Raw genomic sequence first — 18,348 nt, forward strand, 5'->3', positions numbered from 1 at the left:
TATTGTTACAATGAATATTACAAGAGAAAACGTTGATGCATTAAATGCTGTAGTAAAAGTAGATATCGCAAAAGAAGATTACAGCGATAAAGTAGAAAAAATCTTAACAGATTACAGAAAAACAGCTAACATTCCTGGTTTTAGAAAAGGGCATGTGCCAATGGGAATGGTGAAGAAACAATACGGGAAAGCCGTTTTAGTTGATGAAGTAAATAAGCTTTTACAAGATGCTTTAAACAAGTATTTAACCGAAGAGAAATTAGACGTTCTTGGGCAACCATTACCAAAACCTCAAGATGATATTGATTGGGATGCCGAAAAATTCTCATTTGAATTCGAATTAGGTTTAGCTCCAGAATTTGAAGTAGAATTAAAAGGTAAAAAAGCCATTACGCAATACAATATTGTTGCAGACGATAAAATGATTGATGAGCAAGTAGAGCGTATTCAAAAACAATATGGCAAATTAGTATCTCAAGATACTGTTGAAAAAGACAGTGAAATTACAGGAACTTTTACCAACGAAGAAAAAGAAATAGATAATAAAGTAACTTTAACTTTAGATAAGTTTGAAGGAAAAGCTACCGAAAAACAATTTATAGGAGCTAAAGCTGGCGATGTAATTACATTAAAAACAAAAGGCCTTTATAGCGATGAGCATGAATTAATGCACGCTTTAAAATTAAGTCACGACGATGTACATGGTTTAGATATTGAAGTTAACTTTACCATTAACGAAATAAACAAGCGTGAACTTGCAGATTTAGATCAAGAGTTATTCGATAAGCTTTTTGGTGAAGGAACCGTAAAGTCTGTAACTGAGCTTAAAGACAAGATTAAGGAAGACGCTGAAAAGCAATTTGTGCAGCAAGCAGACCAAAAGTTATTAAACGACGTAACTGAATATTTAGTTGAAAACACAAAATTCGATTTACCAGCAGAATTTTTAACAAAATGGATGCAAACTGCAGGTGAAAAAGAAATGAATGCAGAAGAAGCTAAAGAAGAATACGAAAAGTCTGAAAAAAGCTTACGTTACCAATTAATTGAAGGTAAATTAATTGAAGCTAACGATATTAAAATTACTATGGATGATATTAAAGATCATGCACGTAATATGATTAAAGCGCAAATGGCTCAATTCGGTCAAATGAATCCATCAGATAAAGAATTAGACGATATTGCTGCTCGTGTATTATCTAACCAAGATGAAGCTCGCAGAATTTCAGAACAAATAATAAGTCAGAGATTGTTAGAGGTTTACAAAGAAAAAGCAAACCTTAAAACAAAAGAATTAAGTTACGAAAACTTTGTTAAAGAAGTTTACGGCGACAAGTAATTAAAAAATTAAATGCTTATCTTTAGGCGCTTAAATCTATTGATTTAAGCGCCTTTTTATTACAAACTTAATAAATTTTTGATTTAACTTATTTTAAATCAAATAATTATAAAATAAATTTCGTATTATATATGGATTACGCAAAAGAATTTGAAAAATTCGCGATAAAAGATCAAGGTATAAGCAGTACATACTACAATAAAATAATAAGCAGTATGTATCCAACCAATTTAACGCCAAATATTATTGAAGAACGCCAAATGAATATAGCTGTTTTCGATGTATTTTCACGTTTAATGATGGATAGAATTATATTTTTAGGAACAGGAATAAACGATCAGGTAGCAAATATTGTACAAGCACAATTACTATTTTTAGAAAGTACAGATGCTAATAAAGATATTCAAATATATATTAACTCACCAGGAGGAAGCGTTTATGCAGGTTTGGGTATTTACGATACTATGCAGTTTATAAAGCCAGATGTGGCCACAATTTGTACAGGTATGGCAGCTTCAATGGGTGCGGTTTTACTTTGTGCAGGAGCAAAAGGTAAGCGTAGTGGTTTAACGCACTCTCGCGTAATGATTCATCAACCACTTGGAGGCGCCCAAGGTCAAGCCAGTGATATTGAAATTACAGCCAAAGAAATTCTTACTTTAAAAGAAGAACTTTATAAAATAATAAGTAAGCATTCAGGGCAAGATTACGACAAAATATATGAAGATAGTGATAGAGATTACTGGATGAAAGCCGATAAAGCTAAAGAATACGGTATGATTGATGAGATTTTGGCTCGTAATTAAAATATAATTTTGTAAATTTAATATTGATTTACAGTGATTTACAACAAAAAATAGAAATAGATTAATGGCAAAGGAAGAATTAGAATGTTCATTTTGCGGTCGTAAAAAATCGGAAACTAACTTATTAATTGCAGGTCTAGATGCGCATATTTGCGACAGATGTATCGAGCAAGCTCATGGTATTGTTTTAGAAGAATCGAAGCAAAACGATGGCAGCGATTTATCTGCGGAATTAAAGCTTAAAAAGCCACTGCAAATAAAAGAGTTTTTAGATGAATATATAATTGGTCAAGATGTTACCAAAAAAGTAATGTCTGTAGCTGTATATAACCATTACAAGCGTTTATTACAAACCCCAACAAAGGATGATATCGATATTCAAAAAAGTAATATCGTTATGGTTGGGCAAACAGGAACCGGTAAAACTTTAATGGCTAAAACGATAGCAAGAATGTTAAATGTACCCTTAGCTATTGTTGATGCTACAGTTTTAACAGAAGCTGGATATGTAGGTGAAGATGTAGAAAGTATTTTAACAAGACTATTACAAGCAGCCGATTATAATTTAGAAAAAGCAGAAAAAGGAATTGTTTTTATAGATGAAATTGATAAAATTGCACGTAAAAGCGATAACCCTTCTATAACTAGAGATGTATCGGGCGAAGGTGTTCAACAAGCCTTATTAAAGCTGTTAGAAGGAACTGTTGTAAATGTACCACCAAAAGGAGGTCGTAAACATCCAGATCAAAAATTTATAGAGGTTAATACCGAAAATATTCTGTTTATTGCAGGAGGAGCCTTCGATGGTATTGAGCGCGTTATTTCAAAACGTTTAAACATGCAAGCTGTTGGTTACAGTGCTTCAATGTCTGATGATGTTGTAGATCAGAATCATTTACTTCAATACATTATACCAAAAGATTTAAAAGATTTTGGATTAATACCAGAAATAATTGGTCGTTTGCCAGTACTAACCTATATGGATCCGTTAGATGCTAAAACATTAAGAGCAATTTTAACCGAGCCTAAAAATGCCTTAATAAAACAATATAAAAAATTGTTTGGTATGGACGATATAGACTTTAGTATAACAGATGGTGCCCTAGAGTTTATTGTTGAAAAAGCAATAGAGTATAAATTAGGAGCCAGAGGTTTACGTTCACTTTGTGAAGAAATTTTAACTGACGCAATGTTTGAACTACCAAGTAGTAAAGAGAAAAAATTAAATGTGACAAAAGCTTACGCAGAAGAAAAGCTTACAAAAACTACTTTAAAAAAGCTTAAGGCAGTTTCATAAAAAAACAGATTAAATTTTCGTTTAAAACGCTTCTCAATAAATATTGAGAAGCGTTTTTATTTTGTTCAAAATCTAAAATTAAATCACTTATTTTTATTTAATCTAAATAAAAATATTAAATTTGCCCGAAAATTTATAATCACATAAAATGATAGATCAAAAACGAAGATTGCCCATAGGCTTATTACAATTAAAAATGTGGCTTATTATATTTTTCGCAATATTTAATACAGCAAATTCACAAAACACATTATCAAAAATACAAGGTGAAGTTCAGGATGAAAATAATATGCCTATTGCAGATGCTACTGTTGTACTTAAAGGAACAACTTATGGTGTAACCACCAATGTTAATGGTTTGTATGAGCTTAATGCGCCAACTGGAAAGTATATTTTAAAGGTTTCGTATTTAGGATATCAACAAAAAGAAATAGTAATTAATTTAACTGCAAACACTTTAACCTTAAATGTACTTCTAAAAGAGAGTAGCGAAAATTTAAACGAAGTTGTAGTAAATGGTAAAAATATTGAGGCTGTTATTGTAGAAACTAGAACAGCTACAAAGTCTAATATGAGTTTAATGAATACTCCAGCGGCAATAGTAGCTGTAAATAGGGGGATTTTAGATCAGCAAGGAATAACAAATTTGCAAGATGCCATTAGAAACGTAAGTGGTGTTACACAGGCAGGAAATAATTATAACATTGGAGATAATTTAATTATTAGAGGTCTAGATGCTAATTATACTTTAGATGGTATGTATTCTGGTGCCGGTTTAGGAAATAGTTACAACCCTACACGATCTTTAACTAATGTAGAAAGTATTGAGGTTTTAAAAGGTCCTGCAACAGGGCTTTATGGTATGGGGTCAGCAGGAGGTGTTATTAATTTTGTAGAAAAAAAGCCTTTGTTTCAAGAACATGGTTTGGCTGAAATTAAACTTGGCCAATGGAATCATTATAGAGCTATGGTTGATTATACAGCGCCTTTGTCAAATAAATTTGCATTTAGAATAGTATCTGCTTCTGAAGCCCAAGATGGTTATAGAGATGTTTCTTCTGATAGATTTGAAACTTACGGTGCTTTAACTTTTAAATCGCCATCAAATAAACATAATATAACTTTGTCTGGAGCCGTAATTCAAGATGCCATAGATATTGATGCCATTGGAGATCCGGTTAGGCTTTACACACCAGGTATTTTAAGTGACTATAGCTGGACAAGCCTTGTTAATGATACACAAACCGATCCAGATACAGGAGAATATTTGGGTATTCAATTAACTGACGAACAAAGACAAATATTAGCTAATTCACTAAATACTTTAGATGGTTTAGAGCCTTACGATATTGGAGATCATTCACTAATTACCGATATAGCCGACCCAAATAAAGGTAAAGAATATCGTGTAAAATTGCGTTATGATATTAATCCAATTAAGAATTTAACCATAACCAATCAGTTATTATATAGAACTTACGAATCAAACTTCACAAGACAAACAGGAGCTTTAAATTATTTTTATTATCAACAAAGTGGTGTTATTCACAATGGTGTACGTTCACCGTTAATAATTGATGATGTTATATATCCTTTAGCGGCTAGAAGGCAGGAATACAGGCATCAAGAAACTAAAGAAAAAGCATTTCAATACTTTGGAGATTTTAAATATGATTGGAATTTAGGAAAAGTAAAAGGAGAGCATTTATTAAGTGTAAATTATGAAAACAGATCGTTGGATTATAAATATTGGTCTATTTGGGATGCAGATGATAGTAGAGCAGTTACACCAGTTCCTTATATTTTAGATATATCGGATGCAAGTACCGTAGCAAGTATTAACGGTAGTTTTTGGAACTACGATCCAGTTTTAAGAAGCGATTATAAAAAGGGAATAGAAGCCTATGGAGTAAGTTTTCAAGAGGTGTTGTATTTGTTTGATGAAAAATTAACAGCTCGTTTAGGTGTTGCATTCTCTAATATTGCTCAAGATTATGAAAATGTATATTCTGATTTACCTGTTTATGATTTTGATGATTCTGGTTATACCTATAATTTAGGATTAACATTTAGACCAATTGACCAACTTTCAATTTTTGGTAATTATGCTAAAGGAAGAACAGCTTATAGCATAACGGGATCTATTAATGAAGTTGATGAAAGCAATAGAGATGACTCTGAAGCATTATCTGTAGATTTAGGAATTCGTTTTAAAACACAAGATAATAGTTTACTAGCATCTTTAGTTGCATTTAATACAGCAAGAACCAATATTGGGTATTCTAACCCAGATTACGACGAAGTTGATAACGCTGATGTACCACAGTATTTTTACGACCGAGAAGATAGAACAAAAGGTATAGAATTAGATGTTAATTATTATTTAAGTAAAAAATTATCGTTTAATGTAAATGGTACTTTGCAAGATCCGCAAACACTAACTTCAGGAGAGGTAACTACCGAACAAACTAAAGGTGTGCCAAAAAAATATGCACGATTCTGGACAGAATATAAGCACTTCTTTATCAATTCTAAAAATCCTTTGTTAATTAATTTAGGTGTAAGATATGAAGATGAACGTACCATTGATGGTTATAGTTTAACAGGTGCACACATAAACAGTTATACCGTTTTTGATGCTGGTATTGGCTACAATATTAACAATACATGGAATTTAAGATTAAATATTGATAACCTTTTAAATGAAGATTATTATTCTAAGGCTATGTTTGCAGGTGCTTTACCAGGGGAAACTAGAAATTTCGAATTGAATGTTCAATACAGGTTTTAGACTACAGAAATTAAAATATTTAAAACTTTGATAGTCCTTTTTTAAGTTATAGTAGACTGTTGAAATTAGTTTATTTTTAATCCCATAATAATATATTTATTGTGGGATTTTTTTATTTGGTAGTATTAAAAATAAAAAACGCTTCCCAAAATATTGAGAAGCGTTTTTGTATTTAAATATTCCAGTATCTTTCTCATACCGAATAAAAATAATATCTGCGTTTTAGTGAGCAAATACTTGTTTGCAGCGACTCCGCTGCCTACATCATACCTGGCATTCCACCGCCGCCCATTGGAGGCATTGCAGGAGCATCTTCTTTAATATCTATTAAAGCACACTCGGTAGTTAAAATCATTCCAGAAACAGACGCAGCATTCTCTAAAGCAATACGAGTTACTTTTTTAGGATCTATAATTCCTGCTTTAAGCATATCTACATATTCTTCAGATTTAGCATCGTAACCAAAATCTTTTTTACCTTCAAGTACTTTGTTAATTACAACAGAGCCTTCTCCACCTGCATTTTCTACAATAGTACGTAAAGGTGCTTCAATAGCCTTATTTACAATTTGTACACCTGTAGTTTCATCTAAGTTTACAGTTTCAATTTTTTCTAAAACTGCTTTAGCTCTTACTAAGGCAACACCACCACCGGCAACAATACCTTCTTCTACTGCAGCGCGAGTAGCATGTAAAGCATCATCAACACGATCTTTCTTTTCTTTCATTTCAACTTCACTAGCAGCACCAACGTAAAGTACAGCAACACCGCCCGCTAATTTAGCCAAACGTTCTTGTAATTTTTCTTTATCGTAATCGCTAGTGGTAGTTTCAATTTGTGCTTTAATTTGGTTAACACGAGCTTTTATAGCTTCATTGTCACCAGAACCATTTACAATTGTTGTATTATCTTTATCAATAGTTACAGTTTCGGCAGTTCCTAACATACTTAAATCTGCATTTTCTAAAGTAAATCCTCTTTCTTCAGAAATTACAGTACCACCAGTTAAAATAGCTATATCTTCAAGCATAGCTTTACGTCTGTCTCCAAAACCAGGAGCTTTTACAGCAGCAATTTTTAAACCACCACGTAATTTGTTTACTACTAAAGTTGCTAATGCTTGTCCATCAACATCTTCAGCAATAATTAATAATGGGCGACCAGATTGTGCAACTGGCTCTAAAATTGGAAGAATTTCTTGTAAGTTAGAAATCTTTTTATCGAATAATAAAATGTACGGATTTTCTAAATCGGCTATCATTTTATCAGAATCTGTTACAAAGTAAGGTGATAAATATCCTCTGTCGAACTGCATTCCTTCAACAACATCTACATAAGTATCTAAACCTTTAGCTTCTTCAACAGTAATAACTCCTTCTTTACCAACTTTAGAGAATGCTTGAGCGATTAATTCACCAATAGTATCGTCGTTGTTTGCAGAAATGGCAGCAACTTGTTTTATTTTTTCTGAAGAGTTACCAACTTCTTGAGCTTGTTTAGCTAGGTCGGCAGTAATAGCCTCAACAGCTTTATCTATACCGCGTTTTAAATCCATTGGGTTAGCACCTGAAGCTACGTTTTTTAAACCTTCTTTTACAATAGCTTGTGCTAAAACAGTAGCTGTAGTTGTACCATCACCAGCTAAATCGTTGGTTTTGCTTGCAACTTCTTTTACCATTTGTGCTCCCATGTTTTCATGAGCATCTTCTAATTCAACTTCTTTAGCTACAGAAACACCATCTTTAGTAATATGTGGTGCTCCAAAGCTTTTAGAAATAATTACATTACGACCTTTAGGACCTAATGTTACTTTTACTGCATTTGCTAATGCATCAACACCGCGTTTTAATCCGTCGCGTGCTTCAATATCAAATTTTATATCTTTTGCCATTTTATTTAAATTTTTGTTTCAGTTCCTTGAAAAAAGGATCCTTATATAATTAAATTTAGTTTTGTTAATACGCTTTCCGCTTTTGCGGAAATAGAAAAAGTTACAATTAAACTATTGCTAAAATATCGCTTTCACGCATCATTAAATAATCTGTACCTTCAAGTTTTAACTCTGTTCCAGCATATTTACCATACAAAACAGTGTCTCCAACTTTTACAGTAATAGGTTCGTCTTTAGTACCTGGTCCGGCAGCAACAACGGTTCCTTTTTGTGGTTTTTCTTTAGCGTTATCCGGAATAATAATTCCTGAAGCTGTTTTAGTTTCAGCAGCAGCAGGTTCTATAAGAACTCTATCTGCTAATGGTTTAATGTTCAATGCCATTTGTATTATATTTTAAGTTTTAAAATTAATATTTACGATTAGCTACTAAGCTAAAAATGTGCCATTGGAGTGCAACTGACAAACTTTCAGAAACACTGTCGGAACTTCCGTAAATAAAAAATGCCAACTTTTACAGTTGGCATTTTTAAGTGTTTTTTATTTTGTTTTATTGAACAGAATCAATGGTAGCATCATTATTAGTTGCTGGGGCTGCAGGAGTTGGTAATGGTTGCTCAATTGCTTCCTCTGCTTCATAAGCTTTGGATTCTGCACTACCAGTACTTCTGTTAATTGTTACATTAGATAGTAAGATTAATACTAATAATACAGTTGCTAAAGTCCATGTACTTTTATCTAAAAAGTCGGTTGTTTTTTTAACGCCGCCTAATTGTTGAGTGCCACCGCCTCCAAATGACGACGATAACCCACCACCTTTAGGGTTTTGTACCATAATTACAACTATAAGCAAAAATGCTACTACTACTATTAAGGCTAAAAATATTGTAAACGTACTCATTATCTTTTATTTATTTTGATCTCTTAATTTTTCTACTGCTTTAATTTGGTCTGCAAAGAAACCACTTTTTTCTGGATATTTCAAACTTAAAATTTTATATGATTGAATAGCCTTTTTATAATTTTTTTGTTCTACATAAATTCGCGCTAAAGTCTCGGTCATTAAAGCTTCTGGTTGAATCATTTGTTCCTTAGCCAAATTACCTTTGGGTATGGTGTCTTTTACAGGTTTAATTTTTGGACTTTGCTTAATGAATTTATCTATAAGTTCAAATTTTTTGGCCTTTTCTAAATCGTCATCAATTGGGTTAGAATTCAATTTTGTTTCAACACCAAATTCAGCTTCTGGTTGTTTTTTTTCACGTTTGATAGGTTCAAAGTGCGATATTTTTAACCATTCGTTAAACGAATGTTTTTCAGCTTTGTTAAAAGGAAGAGGTTTGCCTAAATTTAATATTTGTTCTGGTGATTGATCTATTTTAGGAATACCAACTAGATTAGATAATTCAATCGCTTTTTTTTTATCCGAATTGGTTTCTGATGTTTTTCTTTCTTCTTTAGGTTGAAACAAATTGGGGTCTAATGCACCATTAGTATCTTCAATTTGTTGATTTAAATGGTCATCTACTAAAGTGCTTTTATTAACAGAAATATCTTGGGCTTCCACCTCAATATCTTTTAAATGTACTGTATTTTGTTTGATGTGTTCTGAAATTTCATTTTGCATAAATTCTTCAGAAGTTATATAATCAAATAAAATGCTTCTATTTGTTGTATATGCTGCTGTGGTTTTTAAGGCATAATTGTATTTAAAACTATTTTGATTTTTTAAACCTTTTAAGTAAATGGCTCTTGCAGACTGAAAGTAAGGAAATTCTGTTATTATTGATTTTACTGCATCGGTTTGCTCGGAAGTTAATGTTTCCGGATGTAGCATAATGTTTGTAAAATCGGTTTTATTCATTGTAGGTGCCAAATTTGTTTTATTCTTTTAAAAAAGTACTATAAAGTTACCATTTTGCTAATGTAGCATTTACAATATCTTGGGTTAAACGGTCAAAAATTTCTTCGTGAGCTGTTGTTTTTAAAGTTCCTGTAAGTTGTGCTGTACCATCGTAATCATAGAAAAAAGAAAACGTTTGTTCTACGTCATCTTCTGCGTCGTTTGTGTTTATAAAGCGTACACGTACAGAAATTGTTAATCTGTTTTGAGCCGCTGTGTTTGAAGATGTTGATGTAGTTGGTGAAATGCGATAATCTGTAATTTCGCCTTCAAAAATTAAATCACCATTATTAGTTACCAAACTGTAGTTGGTTTGGTCTTGAACATAATCTTCCAAGGCTAGTTTAAAGTCTCTTGTTAAACCAGGTTCAACTAAAAGCGCTGTGTTTTCAAAGCTATTTACTTGAAATGAATCGGCATCAATAGATGTAGGTTGTGTTAGTCCATATTGAATTTTGCAACTGTAAATTGTACTTACTGCTACACAAACTAGAATAATATATTTTAAATGTTTCATGTATTTAAAACTCAAAATTATAAATCGTATTGTTTAATTTTTCTGTATAAAGTGCGTTCGCTTATACCTAATTCGGCAGCAGCCAATTTACGTTTACCATTGTGGCGCTCTAAAGATTTTTTTATAAGTTCTAGTTCTTTGTCTTGTAAAGATAAAGTTTCTTCTTCTTCAATTTCTTCAGCAAAATGGTATTTATCGGTTATAGATTCGTTTTCTATTACTGGTGGTGTGGTGTGTTCTGGAATACTTAAAAAATCACTTTCATTATCATCATGTTCTTCAAAAGCAATATCATCATTGGTTGGATTACCGTAAATTTTTTGAATTAAGCTTTCGTTGTTTTTTTCGACATCTTTAGTGTTACCATTTTTCATGAGTTCCATGGTAAGTTTTTTAAGATCATTTAGATCGCTTTTCATATCGAAAAGTACCTTGTAAAGTATTTCACGCTCGCTACTAAAGTCGCTTTCTGCTTTTGTTTGTTTTATAACTGCGGGTAAATTATTTCCAGTTGTTGGTAAATAGTTGCGCAGAGTTTCGGCAGAAACGGTTCGGTTTTGTTCTAATACAGAAAGTTGTTCGGCAATGTTTCGTAATTGGCGAATGTTTCCGCTCCAGCGATATTTTACAAGTAGTTGCACAGCGTTTTCAGATAGTTTAACCGTTGGCATTTTATACTTTAATGCAAAGTCGCTGGCAAATTTTCTAAATAATAAATGGATGTCTTCTTGTCGCTCGCGCAATGGTGGAAGATTAATATCTACAGTACTTAAACGATAAAATAAGTCTTCTCGAAATTTTTCTTTTTGTATAGCTTCAAACATGTTTACGTTTGTAGCCGCAACAATACGCACGTTAGTTTTTTGTACTTTACTAGAGCCTACTTTTAAAAACTCGCCATTTTCTAAAACACGAAGTAAGCGTACTTGGGTTGTTAGTGGTAATTCTCCAACTTCATCTAAAAAAATGGTTCCGCCATCGGCTTCTTCAAAATAACCGCTACGTGTTTGAGTTGCTCCTGTAAATGCGCCTTTTTCGTGACCAAAAAGTTCGCTGTCTATTGTGCCTTCTGGTATAGCGCCACAGTTAACTGCTATGTATTTGTTGTGTTTGCGATGCGATAATTGGTGTATTATTTTAGGAATACTTTCTTTACCAACCCCGCTTTCGCCAGTTACTAAAACCGATATATCTGTTGGTGCAACTTGTATAGCTTTTTCTATGGCACGGTTTAGTGCTGGCGTATTACCAATTATACCAAAACGTTGTTTTATTGCTTGAACAGATTCCATTTTTTCTATATTCAAAAGTCAAGATTTAAAGTAATCAAGACTTCAAATTTTATTTAATATTAATTGTTTTCTGAATAGCCTACAGCTTCTCCAATTAAGGTAGCACTTGTGCAGCTATTAATTTTTACGTTTACAAAATCGCCTTCTTTATAATGTTCTTTAGGGAAAACAGCTACTAAGTTTTCTGATGTTCTTCCAGACCATTCGGCATCCGATTTTTTTGAAGATTTTTCAATTAAAACCTCTACAACTTTGCCAACATTACTTTTCATTACGTCTTCACTTAAATCGCGCTGTAGTTGTACAATTTCTGCTAATCGACGTTTTTTAACAGCTTCCGGAATATCATCTTCTAGTTTTCTTTCGGCTAAAGTTCCTGGGCGTTCAGAATAAGCAAACATGTAACCGTAACTGTATTTTACGTAGCGCATAAGCGAAAGTGTGTCTTGATGATCTTCTTCTGTTTCGGTTGGGAAACCAGAAATCATATCTTGGCTAATACCACAATCTGGAATAAGTTTGCGAATATTATCAATAATATCAAAATATTCTTCGCGTGTGTGCAAGCGGTTCATAGCTTTTAAAATACGGTTGCTTCCACTTTGTACAGGTAAGTGAATGTAATTGCAAATGTTTTTATGCTTTGCCATGGTTTCAATAACATCAATAGTAAAATCTTGCGGGTTAGATGTTGAGAAACGAAAACGCATTTTAGGTTGTGCTATGGCACACATGTCTAATAATTTGGCAAAATTAACTGCAGTAGCTTTTTGTATATCGCTGGCTTTATCAAAGTCTTTTTTAAGTCCGCCGCCATACCATAAATAGCTGTCTACATTTTGGCCAAGAAGTGTAACTTCCTTGTAACCTTTATTGGCTAAATCGTTAATTTCTTCAATAATACTCTGTGGGTCTCTACTGCGTTCGCGACCACGAGTAAATGGCACAACGCAAAATGTACACATATTATCGCAACCACGTGTAATAGATACAAAAGCAGTTATACCATTGCTATTTAATCGAACAGGAGAAATATCGCCGTAGGTTTCTTCTTTTGATAAGATAACGTTAATAGCATCTCTACCTTCATCAACTTCAGCTAAAAGGTTGGGTAAATCTTTGTAAGCATCTGGGCCAACAACTAAATCTACAATTTTTTCTTCTTCAAGAAATTTACTTTTAAGGCGTTCGGCCATACAACCTAAAACCCCAACTTTCATTTTAGGGTTGTGGTTACTTTTTATGGCGTTATATTTTTCTAACCGTTTTCTAACGGTTTGTTCGGCTTTATCGCGAATAGAGCAGGTATTAACTAAAACCAAATCGGCTTCTTCAATGGTTTGTGTAGTGTTAAAACCTTGCTCAGATAATATTGAAGCAACAATTTCACTGTCGCTAAAATTCATGGCACAACCATAACTCTCTATAAAAAGCTTGCGTTTATTGCCTTCTTTTTGCTCAAGAATTAATGATTCTCCTTGTTTATTTTCGTCTATTGTCTTTTCCATAATTATTTGAAATATTTCATTTCAACAAGCATGCAAAGATATAATTTATTTGTGGTTTGGTGACAAATTGGCAGTTAATTTTTGTTTTAAAGTTATTTTAAAAATATTGTAGGTAAACACGCAACCTTTTTTTGTTTTTGTATCTTTAAAATAAAATCAATCAAACTATGAAAACAAAACTAATACTCTGTTTTGTCGCTATTTGCCCCTTTTTTTCATGCGATGATAATTACGAAGTGGTACAAGTTGCCACACCACAATTAATTAGTAAAACCGAATTTAGAAATTCTGTTACAGTTCAAGAGCCACATATTATACAGGAAGCTGGTAAAATTTATGCTTATAAAGATTTAATATTTGTAGGAGATATTGATGGTATTCATGTTATAGATAATTCAATTCCAGAAACACCAGTATTAGTGAAATTTATTAAAATTCCTGTGAATGAAGATATTTCGGTTAAAGATGATTACTTGTACGCAGATAGTGCCACCGATTTGTTGGTTTTTGATATATCGGATATTAATAATGAAGTAAGTTTAGTTGAACGCTTAGAAGATGTATTTACTATTTACGATTATAATTTTCCTGAAGAAGCCGATGAGGCCGATTATAGCAAGTATAATTATGAAGAAGATATTATTGTTGGATGGACAGTTGCTACGGAGCGACGAAAAAAACAAGACGATTTAATGTTTACTGATTTTGCTAATAATGCTGTGGAATCCACAACAGGAACAGGAGGTTCTTTAGCACGTTTTCAAATTGTAAACGATTATTTGTATACTGTTGGTTCCTACGAAATGTCTATTTTCAATATCTCAAATTTATCGCAACCCGTTTTAACTAATACAAATTATGCCGGTTGGAATATTGAAACTATGTTTCAAAAAGATAATTATTTGTATTTGGGTAGTACTAATGGTATGTACATTTATAGTTTAGGTAATCCATCGGCACCTGAATATATTTCAGAGTTTACACATTGGGAAAGTTGCGATCCTGTAGTTGTAGATGGTGATTATGCTTATTTAACATTGCGCGGTGGTAATGCTTGTGGGCAACTAGAAAGTGTTTTAGAAGTTATTGATGTAAGCGACAAAGCAAACCCAACCTTGGCATCGCGCTACACTTTAGAGAATCCTTACGGTTTAGGGATTAAAGGAAATATGCTTTTTGTTTGCGATGGCACCGCTGGACTAAAACTATTTAATAAAGAAAATCCGTTAGATTTAAGTATGGTGAAAGATTACAACAATATTCAATCTAAAGATGTTATACCGCTTGAAAACTCATTGTTAATGATTGGAGGTAATACGTTGTATCAATACAAATATTTAGAAGATGATATCAATCTTATTAGTACATTTCAGTTAAACTAAAATTTAATTTGCTCAATATTAAAGCGCTACTGTAAAGTGGCGTTTTTTGTTTGTGGTATTTATAAAAAAACGATTACATTTAGTCTTTCTAACCGTTAACTAATAAATTTTTATGAATTCTGTAAATGAAATTTCCCAAAAAATAGCACAATCTCGAGCTTTAGATTTTGGAGATATTTTTAATAAGTGTATTGTGCTTTTTAAAAAAACTTGGGTGCAAGGGTTGCTGCTGCAATTGTTTTCAATGTTAATTATGTTGCCCTTAATTATAATATTTTATATTCCTTTTATAACCATGATAATCGATCAGCAACGAAATGGTTATGCAGATCCGCAGGCTATGGATAATTTTTTTCAAAGCATGTCTGTTATTTATATCATAATAGTTTCAATAGGGGGTGTTGTTTTGGGTGTGCTTGTAACAGCGCTTAATGCTGCTTTTTACAGAATAATGAGGAAATTAGACTCTAACGAAAGCGTAACAGCCAAGGATTTCTTTTATTTTATAAAAGGTAAATATATAGGTAAAATAGCCTTACTAATGTTAATTTCAATATTAATAGCAATTCCTTCTGCTTTACTATGTTACATACCGTTGATTTATTTTTCGGTGCCTTTAGCATATATTTTTGTGGTTTTTGCTTTTAACGAAGATTTTTCGGTAAGCGAAATATTATCAACAGCATTTAAACTTGGTAATAAAAAATGGGGAATTACCATAGGTTTAATTATTGTAGCTTATCTGGGTATTCTAGTGTTAACTTTTATAACTTGTGGTATTGGAGGTATTTTTATTCAATCATTTTTATTCCATCCAATGTATTTAATTTATAAAGAAGTAGTTGGCTTTAACGAAAAAAGTGCCATTGATGAAATAGGCACACCCATAGAATAAATAGTTTATTAAATTATTAACAGCCTGTATTTAAGATGTTAAATACAGGCTTTTTTTATTTAAAAAAAATAATGAAGTACTATAAAATTAGGAAGTTAAATTATTTTTCACATAAATTTGTAGCTCAAAACACGAAGTATGGCGAAGAATTTAGTGATAGTAGAGTCACCTGCAAAAGCAAAAACCATTGAAAAATTTCTTGGTAAAGATTTTAAAGTAGAATCTAGTTTTGGGCATATTGCCGATTTACCAAGCAAAGAATTAGGGGTAGATGTTGAAGGTGATTTTAATCCCAAATACGAAGTATCTAAGGATAAAAAAGCGGTTGTAAAAAAACTTAAAGATTTAGCTAAAAAAGCCGAAATGGTTTGGTTAGCAAGTGATGAGGATCGCGAGGGAGAAGCTATTGCATGGCATTTAGCCGAAACGTTAAAGTTGGATAAAGATAAAACTAAACGTATTGTATTTCATGAAATTACAAAAACAGCCATATTAAAAGCAATTGAAAACCCAAGAGGTATAGATTACGATTTAGTTGATGCACAACAAGCGCGTCGTGTTTTAGATAGAATTGTAGGTTACGAGCTTTCGCCGGTATTATGGAGAAAAGTAAAAGGCGGTTTATCTGCAGGTCGTGTACAATCGGTTTCTGTGCGATTAATTGTTGAAAAGGAACGTGAAATTGCAGATTTTAAACCTGTAGCATCATATAGAATTGATGCTGAATTTTCAAATGAAGACGGTCAAACATTTAAAGCAAAGCTTCCTAAGAATTTTAAAACTAAAAAAGAGGCTTTAGCGTTTTTAGAAAAAAATGCTGCTGCAAACTTTAAAGTAGCCGATTTAACAAAAAAACCGGCAAAAAAATCACCAGCAGCACCATTTACAACCTCAACTTTACAGCAGGAAGCATCACGTAAACTATATTTTTCGGTAAGTAAAACCATGACGATGGCACAACGTCTATACGAAGCGGGTTTAATTACTTACATGAGAACCGATAGTGTAAATTTATCTGACGAAGCAAGAAAAGGAGCTGAGGCTGAAATTAAAAAAGCCTATGGCGACGAATATAGTAATCCTAGAAATTATGTAGGCAAAGCTAAAGGAGCGCAAGAAGCTCACGAAGCTATTCGTCCAACAAACTTTGCAACGCATAGTGTAAATATAGATAGAGATCAAGCAAGGCTTTACGATTTAATATGGAAACGAGCTATAGCATCACAAATGAGTGAAGCTAATTTAGAGCGTACCAATGTGAAAATTGAAGCCGACACACATAAAGAAACATTTACAGCAAACGGCGAGGTTATTACTTTCGATGGTTTCTTAAAAGTATATTTAGAAGGAACAGATGATGAAGATGCCGAACAAGATGGTATGTTGCCAGCAATGAAGGTTAACGAAACCTTATTAAATAGCTACATTACCGCAACCGAACGTTATACGCGTCCGCCAGCAAGATATACTGAAGCTTCTTTAGTTAAAAAGCTAGAAGAATTAGGTATTGGTCGTCCGTCCACATACGCGCCAACAATATCAACTATTCAAAATAGAAATTATATTGAAAAAGGTACTGTTGATGGTGTAGAGCGTGAATATTCGCAATTAACACTTCAAGAAGGAAATATAAAAGATGTAACCTTAACCGAAAAAGTAGGTTCAGATAAAGGAAAATTAGTGCCAACCGATATTGGAATGATTGTAACCGATTTCCTGGTTAATCATTTCGATGCTATTCTCGATTATAATTTTACAGCGAAAGTTGAAGAGGATTTTGATGATATTGCTGAAGGAAAAGAGGATTGGCAAAAAATGATGAAATCGTTTTATAAAGATTTTCATCCGGTTGTTGAAGATGTAAAAGAAAACGCCGATAGAGAATCTGGTGAGCGTATTCTTGGAACCGACCCAACAACAGGAAAGCAAGTAAGTGTGCGTTTAGGTAAATTTGGACCAATGGTGCAAATAGGTACGGTTGATGATGAAGAAAAACCACAATTTGCAAGCCTAAGTCCAGACCAACAATTAAATACCATAACCTACGAAGAGGCGATGGATTTATTTCAACTTCCAAAAAATTTAGGTGAGTTTGAAGGCGAAACGGTTGAAGTAAATAATGGACGTTTCGGGCCATATGTGAAATTTGGAAAAGCTTATGTGTCGTTGCCTAAAGGAATCGATCCGTTAAGTGTTGAATTAGACGATGCTATTGTTTTAATAAAAGAAAAACAAAAAGCCGATGCGCCAATTTACCATTATCAAGATTTACCAGTGCAAAAAGGTAAAGGGCGTTTTGGACCATATATTAAATGGAACAACATGTTTATTAACGTAAACAAAAAATACGATTGGGATAATTTATCCGATGATGATATTGTAACGCTTATCGAAGATAAAATTCAAAAAGAAAAAGATAAGCTTATTCATTCTTGGGAAGATGGTGCTATTCGTGTTGAAAAAGCACGTTGGGGAAGGCATAATGTAATTCAGGGAAAAACTAAAGTAGAGTTAGCAAAAACCGTTGATGTAAGCGAAATGACTTTAGAGGAAGCAAAAGCTATTATTGAGGCTAATGCCCCTAAAAAGAAAACAAGAAAAAAAGCTACGAAAAAGAAGTAATTCAAGTTTTTATTAAACTATTTACACTAAGTGAGTTTTTTTATTAAGTTTTTTTTAAAGATTCTTCAAAAAAATCCATTTATTCTTTTAATATTTGTGTTACATTG

General features: G+C 32.7%; 14 protein-coding genes. 7 read left to right on the forward strand and 7 right to left on the reverse strand.

Annotated elements, in window-relative coordinates:
• Positions 1 to 10 precede the first annotated feature (10 nt).
• The 4 genes from tig (at position 11) to LG649_RS10710 (ending at position 6,233) form a co-directional block, all read left to right on the forward strand.
• A complete protein-coding gene (gene tig / locus LG649_RS10695) occupies positions 11 to 1,339 on the forward strand; it encodes a trigger factor (RefSeq protein ID WP_226543810.1) in 1,329 nt (442 codons plus the stop codon).
• A gap of 131 nt (positions 1,340 to 1,470) precedes the next feature.
• On the forward strand, positions 1,471 to 2,145 hold the full coding sequence (gene clpP / locus LG649_RS10700) for an ATP-dependent Clp endopeptidase proteolytic subunit ClpP (protein ID WP_044632868.1): 675 nt from the start codon (positions 1,471 to 1,473) through the stop codon (positions 2,143 to 2,145).
• Between the two features lie 64 nt (positions 2,146 to 2,209).
• The gene (clpX, locus tag LG649_RS10705) at positions 2,210 to 3,442 is read left to right on the forward strand and encodes an ATP-dependent Clp protease ATP-binding subunit ClpX (protein WP_226543811.1); all 1,233 of its coding nucleotides are present in this window, start codon (positions 2,210 to 2,212) and stop codon (positions 3,440 to 3,442) included.
• Between the two features lie 148 nt (positions 3,443 to 3,590).
• Positions 3,591 to 6,233, forward strand: a complete 2,643-nt coding sequence (locus LG649_RS10710) for a TonB-dependent receptor domain-containing protein (RefSeq protein WP_226543812.1) — start codon at positions 3,591 to 3,593, stop codon at positions 6,231 to 6,233.
• A 259-nt stretch (positions 6,234 to 6,492) separates the two neighbouring features.
• On the opposite strand, the gene groL is transcribed toward LG649_RS10710, so the two are convergent.
• The 7 genes from groL to miaB all read right to left on the reverse strand — a co-directional run bounded on the left by groL (position 6,493) and on the right by miaB (position 13,342).
• Positions 6,493 to 8,124 carry a chaperonin GroEL gene (gene groL / locus LG649_RS10715; RefSeq protein WP_226543813.1) on the reverse strand — a complete coding sequence of 544 codons (1,632 nt, stop codon included), beginning with the start codon at positions 8,122 to 8,124 and terminating at the stop codon, positions 6,493 to 6,495.
• A gap of 106 nt (positions 8,125 to 8,230) precedes the next feature.
• Positions 8,231 to 8,506, reverse strand: a complete 276-nt coding sequence (locus LG649_RS10720) for a co-chaperone GroES (protein ID WP_226543814.1) — start codon at positions 8,504 to 8,506, stop codon at positions 8,231 to 8,233.
• A gap of 166 nt (positions 8,507 to 8,672) precedes the next feature.
• A complete protein-coding gene (gene secG / locus LG649_RS10725; protein WP_226543815.1) occupies positions 8,673 to 9,023 on the reverse strand; it encodes a preprotein translocase subunit SecG in 351 nt (116 codons plus the stop codon).
• A 6-nt stretch (positions 9,024 to 9,029) separates the two neighbouring features.
• Positions 9,030 to 9,986, reverse strand: coding sequence for a hypothetical protein (locus LG649_RS10730; RefSeq protein WP_226543816.1), 957 nt, complete (start codon positions 9,984 to 9,986; stop codon positions 9,030 to 9,032).
• Positions 9,987 to 10,032: 46 nt separating this feature from the next.
• Positions 10,033 to 10,542, reverse strand: a complete 510-nt coding sequence (gene lptE / locus LG649_RS10735; protein ID WP_226543817.1) for an LPS assembly lipoprotein LptE — start codon at positions 10,540 to 10,542, stop codon at positions 10,033 to 10,035.
• Positions 10,543 to 10,559: 17 nt separating this feature from the next.
• Complete coding sequence (locus tag LG649_RS10740) at positions 10,560 to 11,834, reverse strand: sigma-54 interaction domain-containing protein (protein ID WP_226544035.1); 1,275 nt, start codon at positions 11,832 to 11,834, stop codon at positions 10,560 to 10,562.
• A 59-nt stretch (positions 11,835 to 11,893) separates the two neighbouring features.
• Positions 11,894 to 13,342, reverse strand: coding sequence for a tRNA (N6-isopentenyl adenosine(37)-C2)-methylthiotransferase MiaB (miaB, locus tag LG649_RS10745; RefSeq protein WP_226543818.1), 1,449 nt, complete (start codon positions 13,340 to 13,342; stop codon positions 11,894 to 11,896).
• Between the two features lie 167 nt (positions 13,343 to 13,509).
• Here miaB and LG649_RS10750 point away from each other — a divergent pair, with 167 nt between their 5' ends.
• The 3 genes from LG649_RS10750 to topA all read left to right on the forward strand — a co-directional run bounded on the left by LG649_RS10750 (position 13,510) and on the right by topA (position 18,241).
• Positions 13,510 to 14,724: an LVIVD repeat-containing protein gene (locus tag LG649_RS10750; protein WP_226543819.1), complete on the forward strand. Its 1,215-nt coding sequence runs from the start codon at positions 13,510 to 13,512 to the stop codon at positions 14,722 to 14,724.
• Between the two features lie 112 nt (positions 14,725 to 14,836).
• Entirely contained in the window at positions 14,837 to 15,619 is a 783-nt protein-coding gene (locus tag LG649_RS10755; protein WP_226543820.1) for a hypothetical protein, read from the forward strand.
• A gap of 138 nt (positions 15,620 to 15,757) precedes the next feature.
• Positions 15,758 to 18,241 carry a type I DNA topoisomerase gene (topA, locus tag LG649_RS10760; RefSeq protein ID WP_226543821.1) on the forward strand — a complete coding sequence of 828 codons (2,484 nt, stop codon included), beginning with the start codon at positions 15,758 to 15,760 and terminating at the stop codon, positions 18,239 to 18,241.
• The last annotated feature ends 107 nt before the right edge of the window (positions 18,242 to 18,348 follow it).

Source organism: Neotamlana laminarinivorans, from assembly GCF_020523925.1.
In the GTDB taxonomy this organism is placed as follows: domain Bacteria; phylum Bacteroidota; class Bacteroidia; order Flavobacteriales; family Flavobacteriaceae; genus Neotamlana; species Neotamlana laminarinivorans.

Coding starts and splice junctions, on each gene's coding strand:
- tig (WP_226543810.1), top strand. CDS start 11: ATGAATATTACAAGAGAAAACGTTGATGCATTAAATGCTGTAGTAAAA.
- clpP (WP_044632868.1), top strand. CDS start 1,471: ATGGATTACGCAAAAGAATTTGAAAAATTCGCGATAAAAGATCAAGGT.
- clpX (WP_226543811.1), top strand. CDS start 2,210: ATGGCAAAGGAAGAATTAGAATGTTCATTTTGCGGTCGTAAAAAATCG.
- LG649_RS10710 (WP_226543812.1), top strand. CDS start 3,591: ATGATAGATCAAAAACGAAGATTGCCCATAGGCTTATTACAATTAAAA.
- groL (WP_226543813.1), bottom strand. CDS start 8,124: ATGGCAAAAGATATAAAATTTGATATTGAAGCACGCGACGGATTAAAA.
- LG649_RS10720 (WP_226543814.1), bottom strand. CDS start 8,506: ATGGCATTGAACATTAAACCATTAGCAGATAGAGTTCTTATAGAACCT.
- secG (WP_226543815.1), bottom strand. CDS start 9,023: ATGAGTACGTTTACAATATTTTTAGCCTTAATAGTAGTAGTAGCATTT.
- LG649_RS10730 (WP_226543816.1), bottom strand. CDS start 9,986: ATGAATAAAACCGATTTTACAAACATTATGCTACATCCGGAAACATTA.
- lptE (WP_226543817.1), bottom strand. CDS start 10,542: ATGAAACATTTAAAATATATTATTCTAGTTTGTGTAGCAGTAAGTACA.
- LG649_RS10740 (WP_226544035.1), bottom strand. CDS start 11,834: ATGGAATCTGTTCAAGCAATAAAACAACGTTTTGGTATAATTGGTAAT.
- miaB (WP_226543818.1), bottom strand. CDS start 13,342: ATGGAAAAGACAATAGACGAAAATAAACAAGGAGAATCATTAATTCTT.
- LG649_RS10750 (WP_226543819.1), top strand. CDS start 13,510: ATGAAAACAAAACTAATACTCTGTTTTGTCGCTATTTGCCCCTTTTTT.
- LG649_RS10755 (WP_226543820.1), top strand. CDS start 14,837: ATGAATTCTGTAAATGAAATTTCCCAAAAAATAGCACAATCTCGAGCT.
- topA (WP_226543821.1), top strand. CDS start 15,758: ATGGCGAAGAATTTAGTGATAGTAGAGTCACCTGCAAAAGCAAAAACC.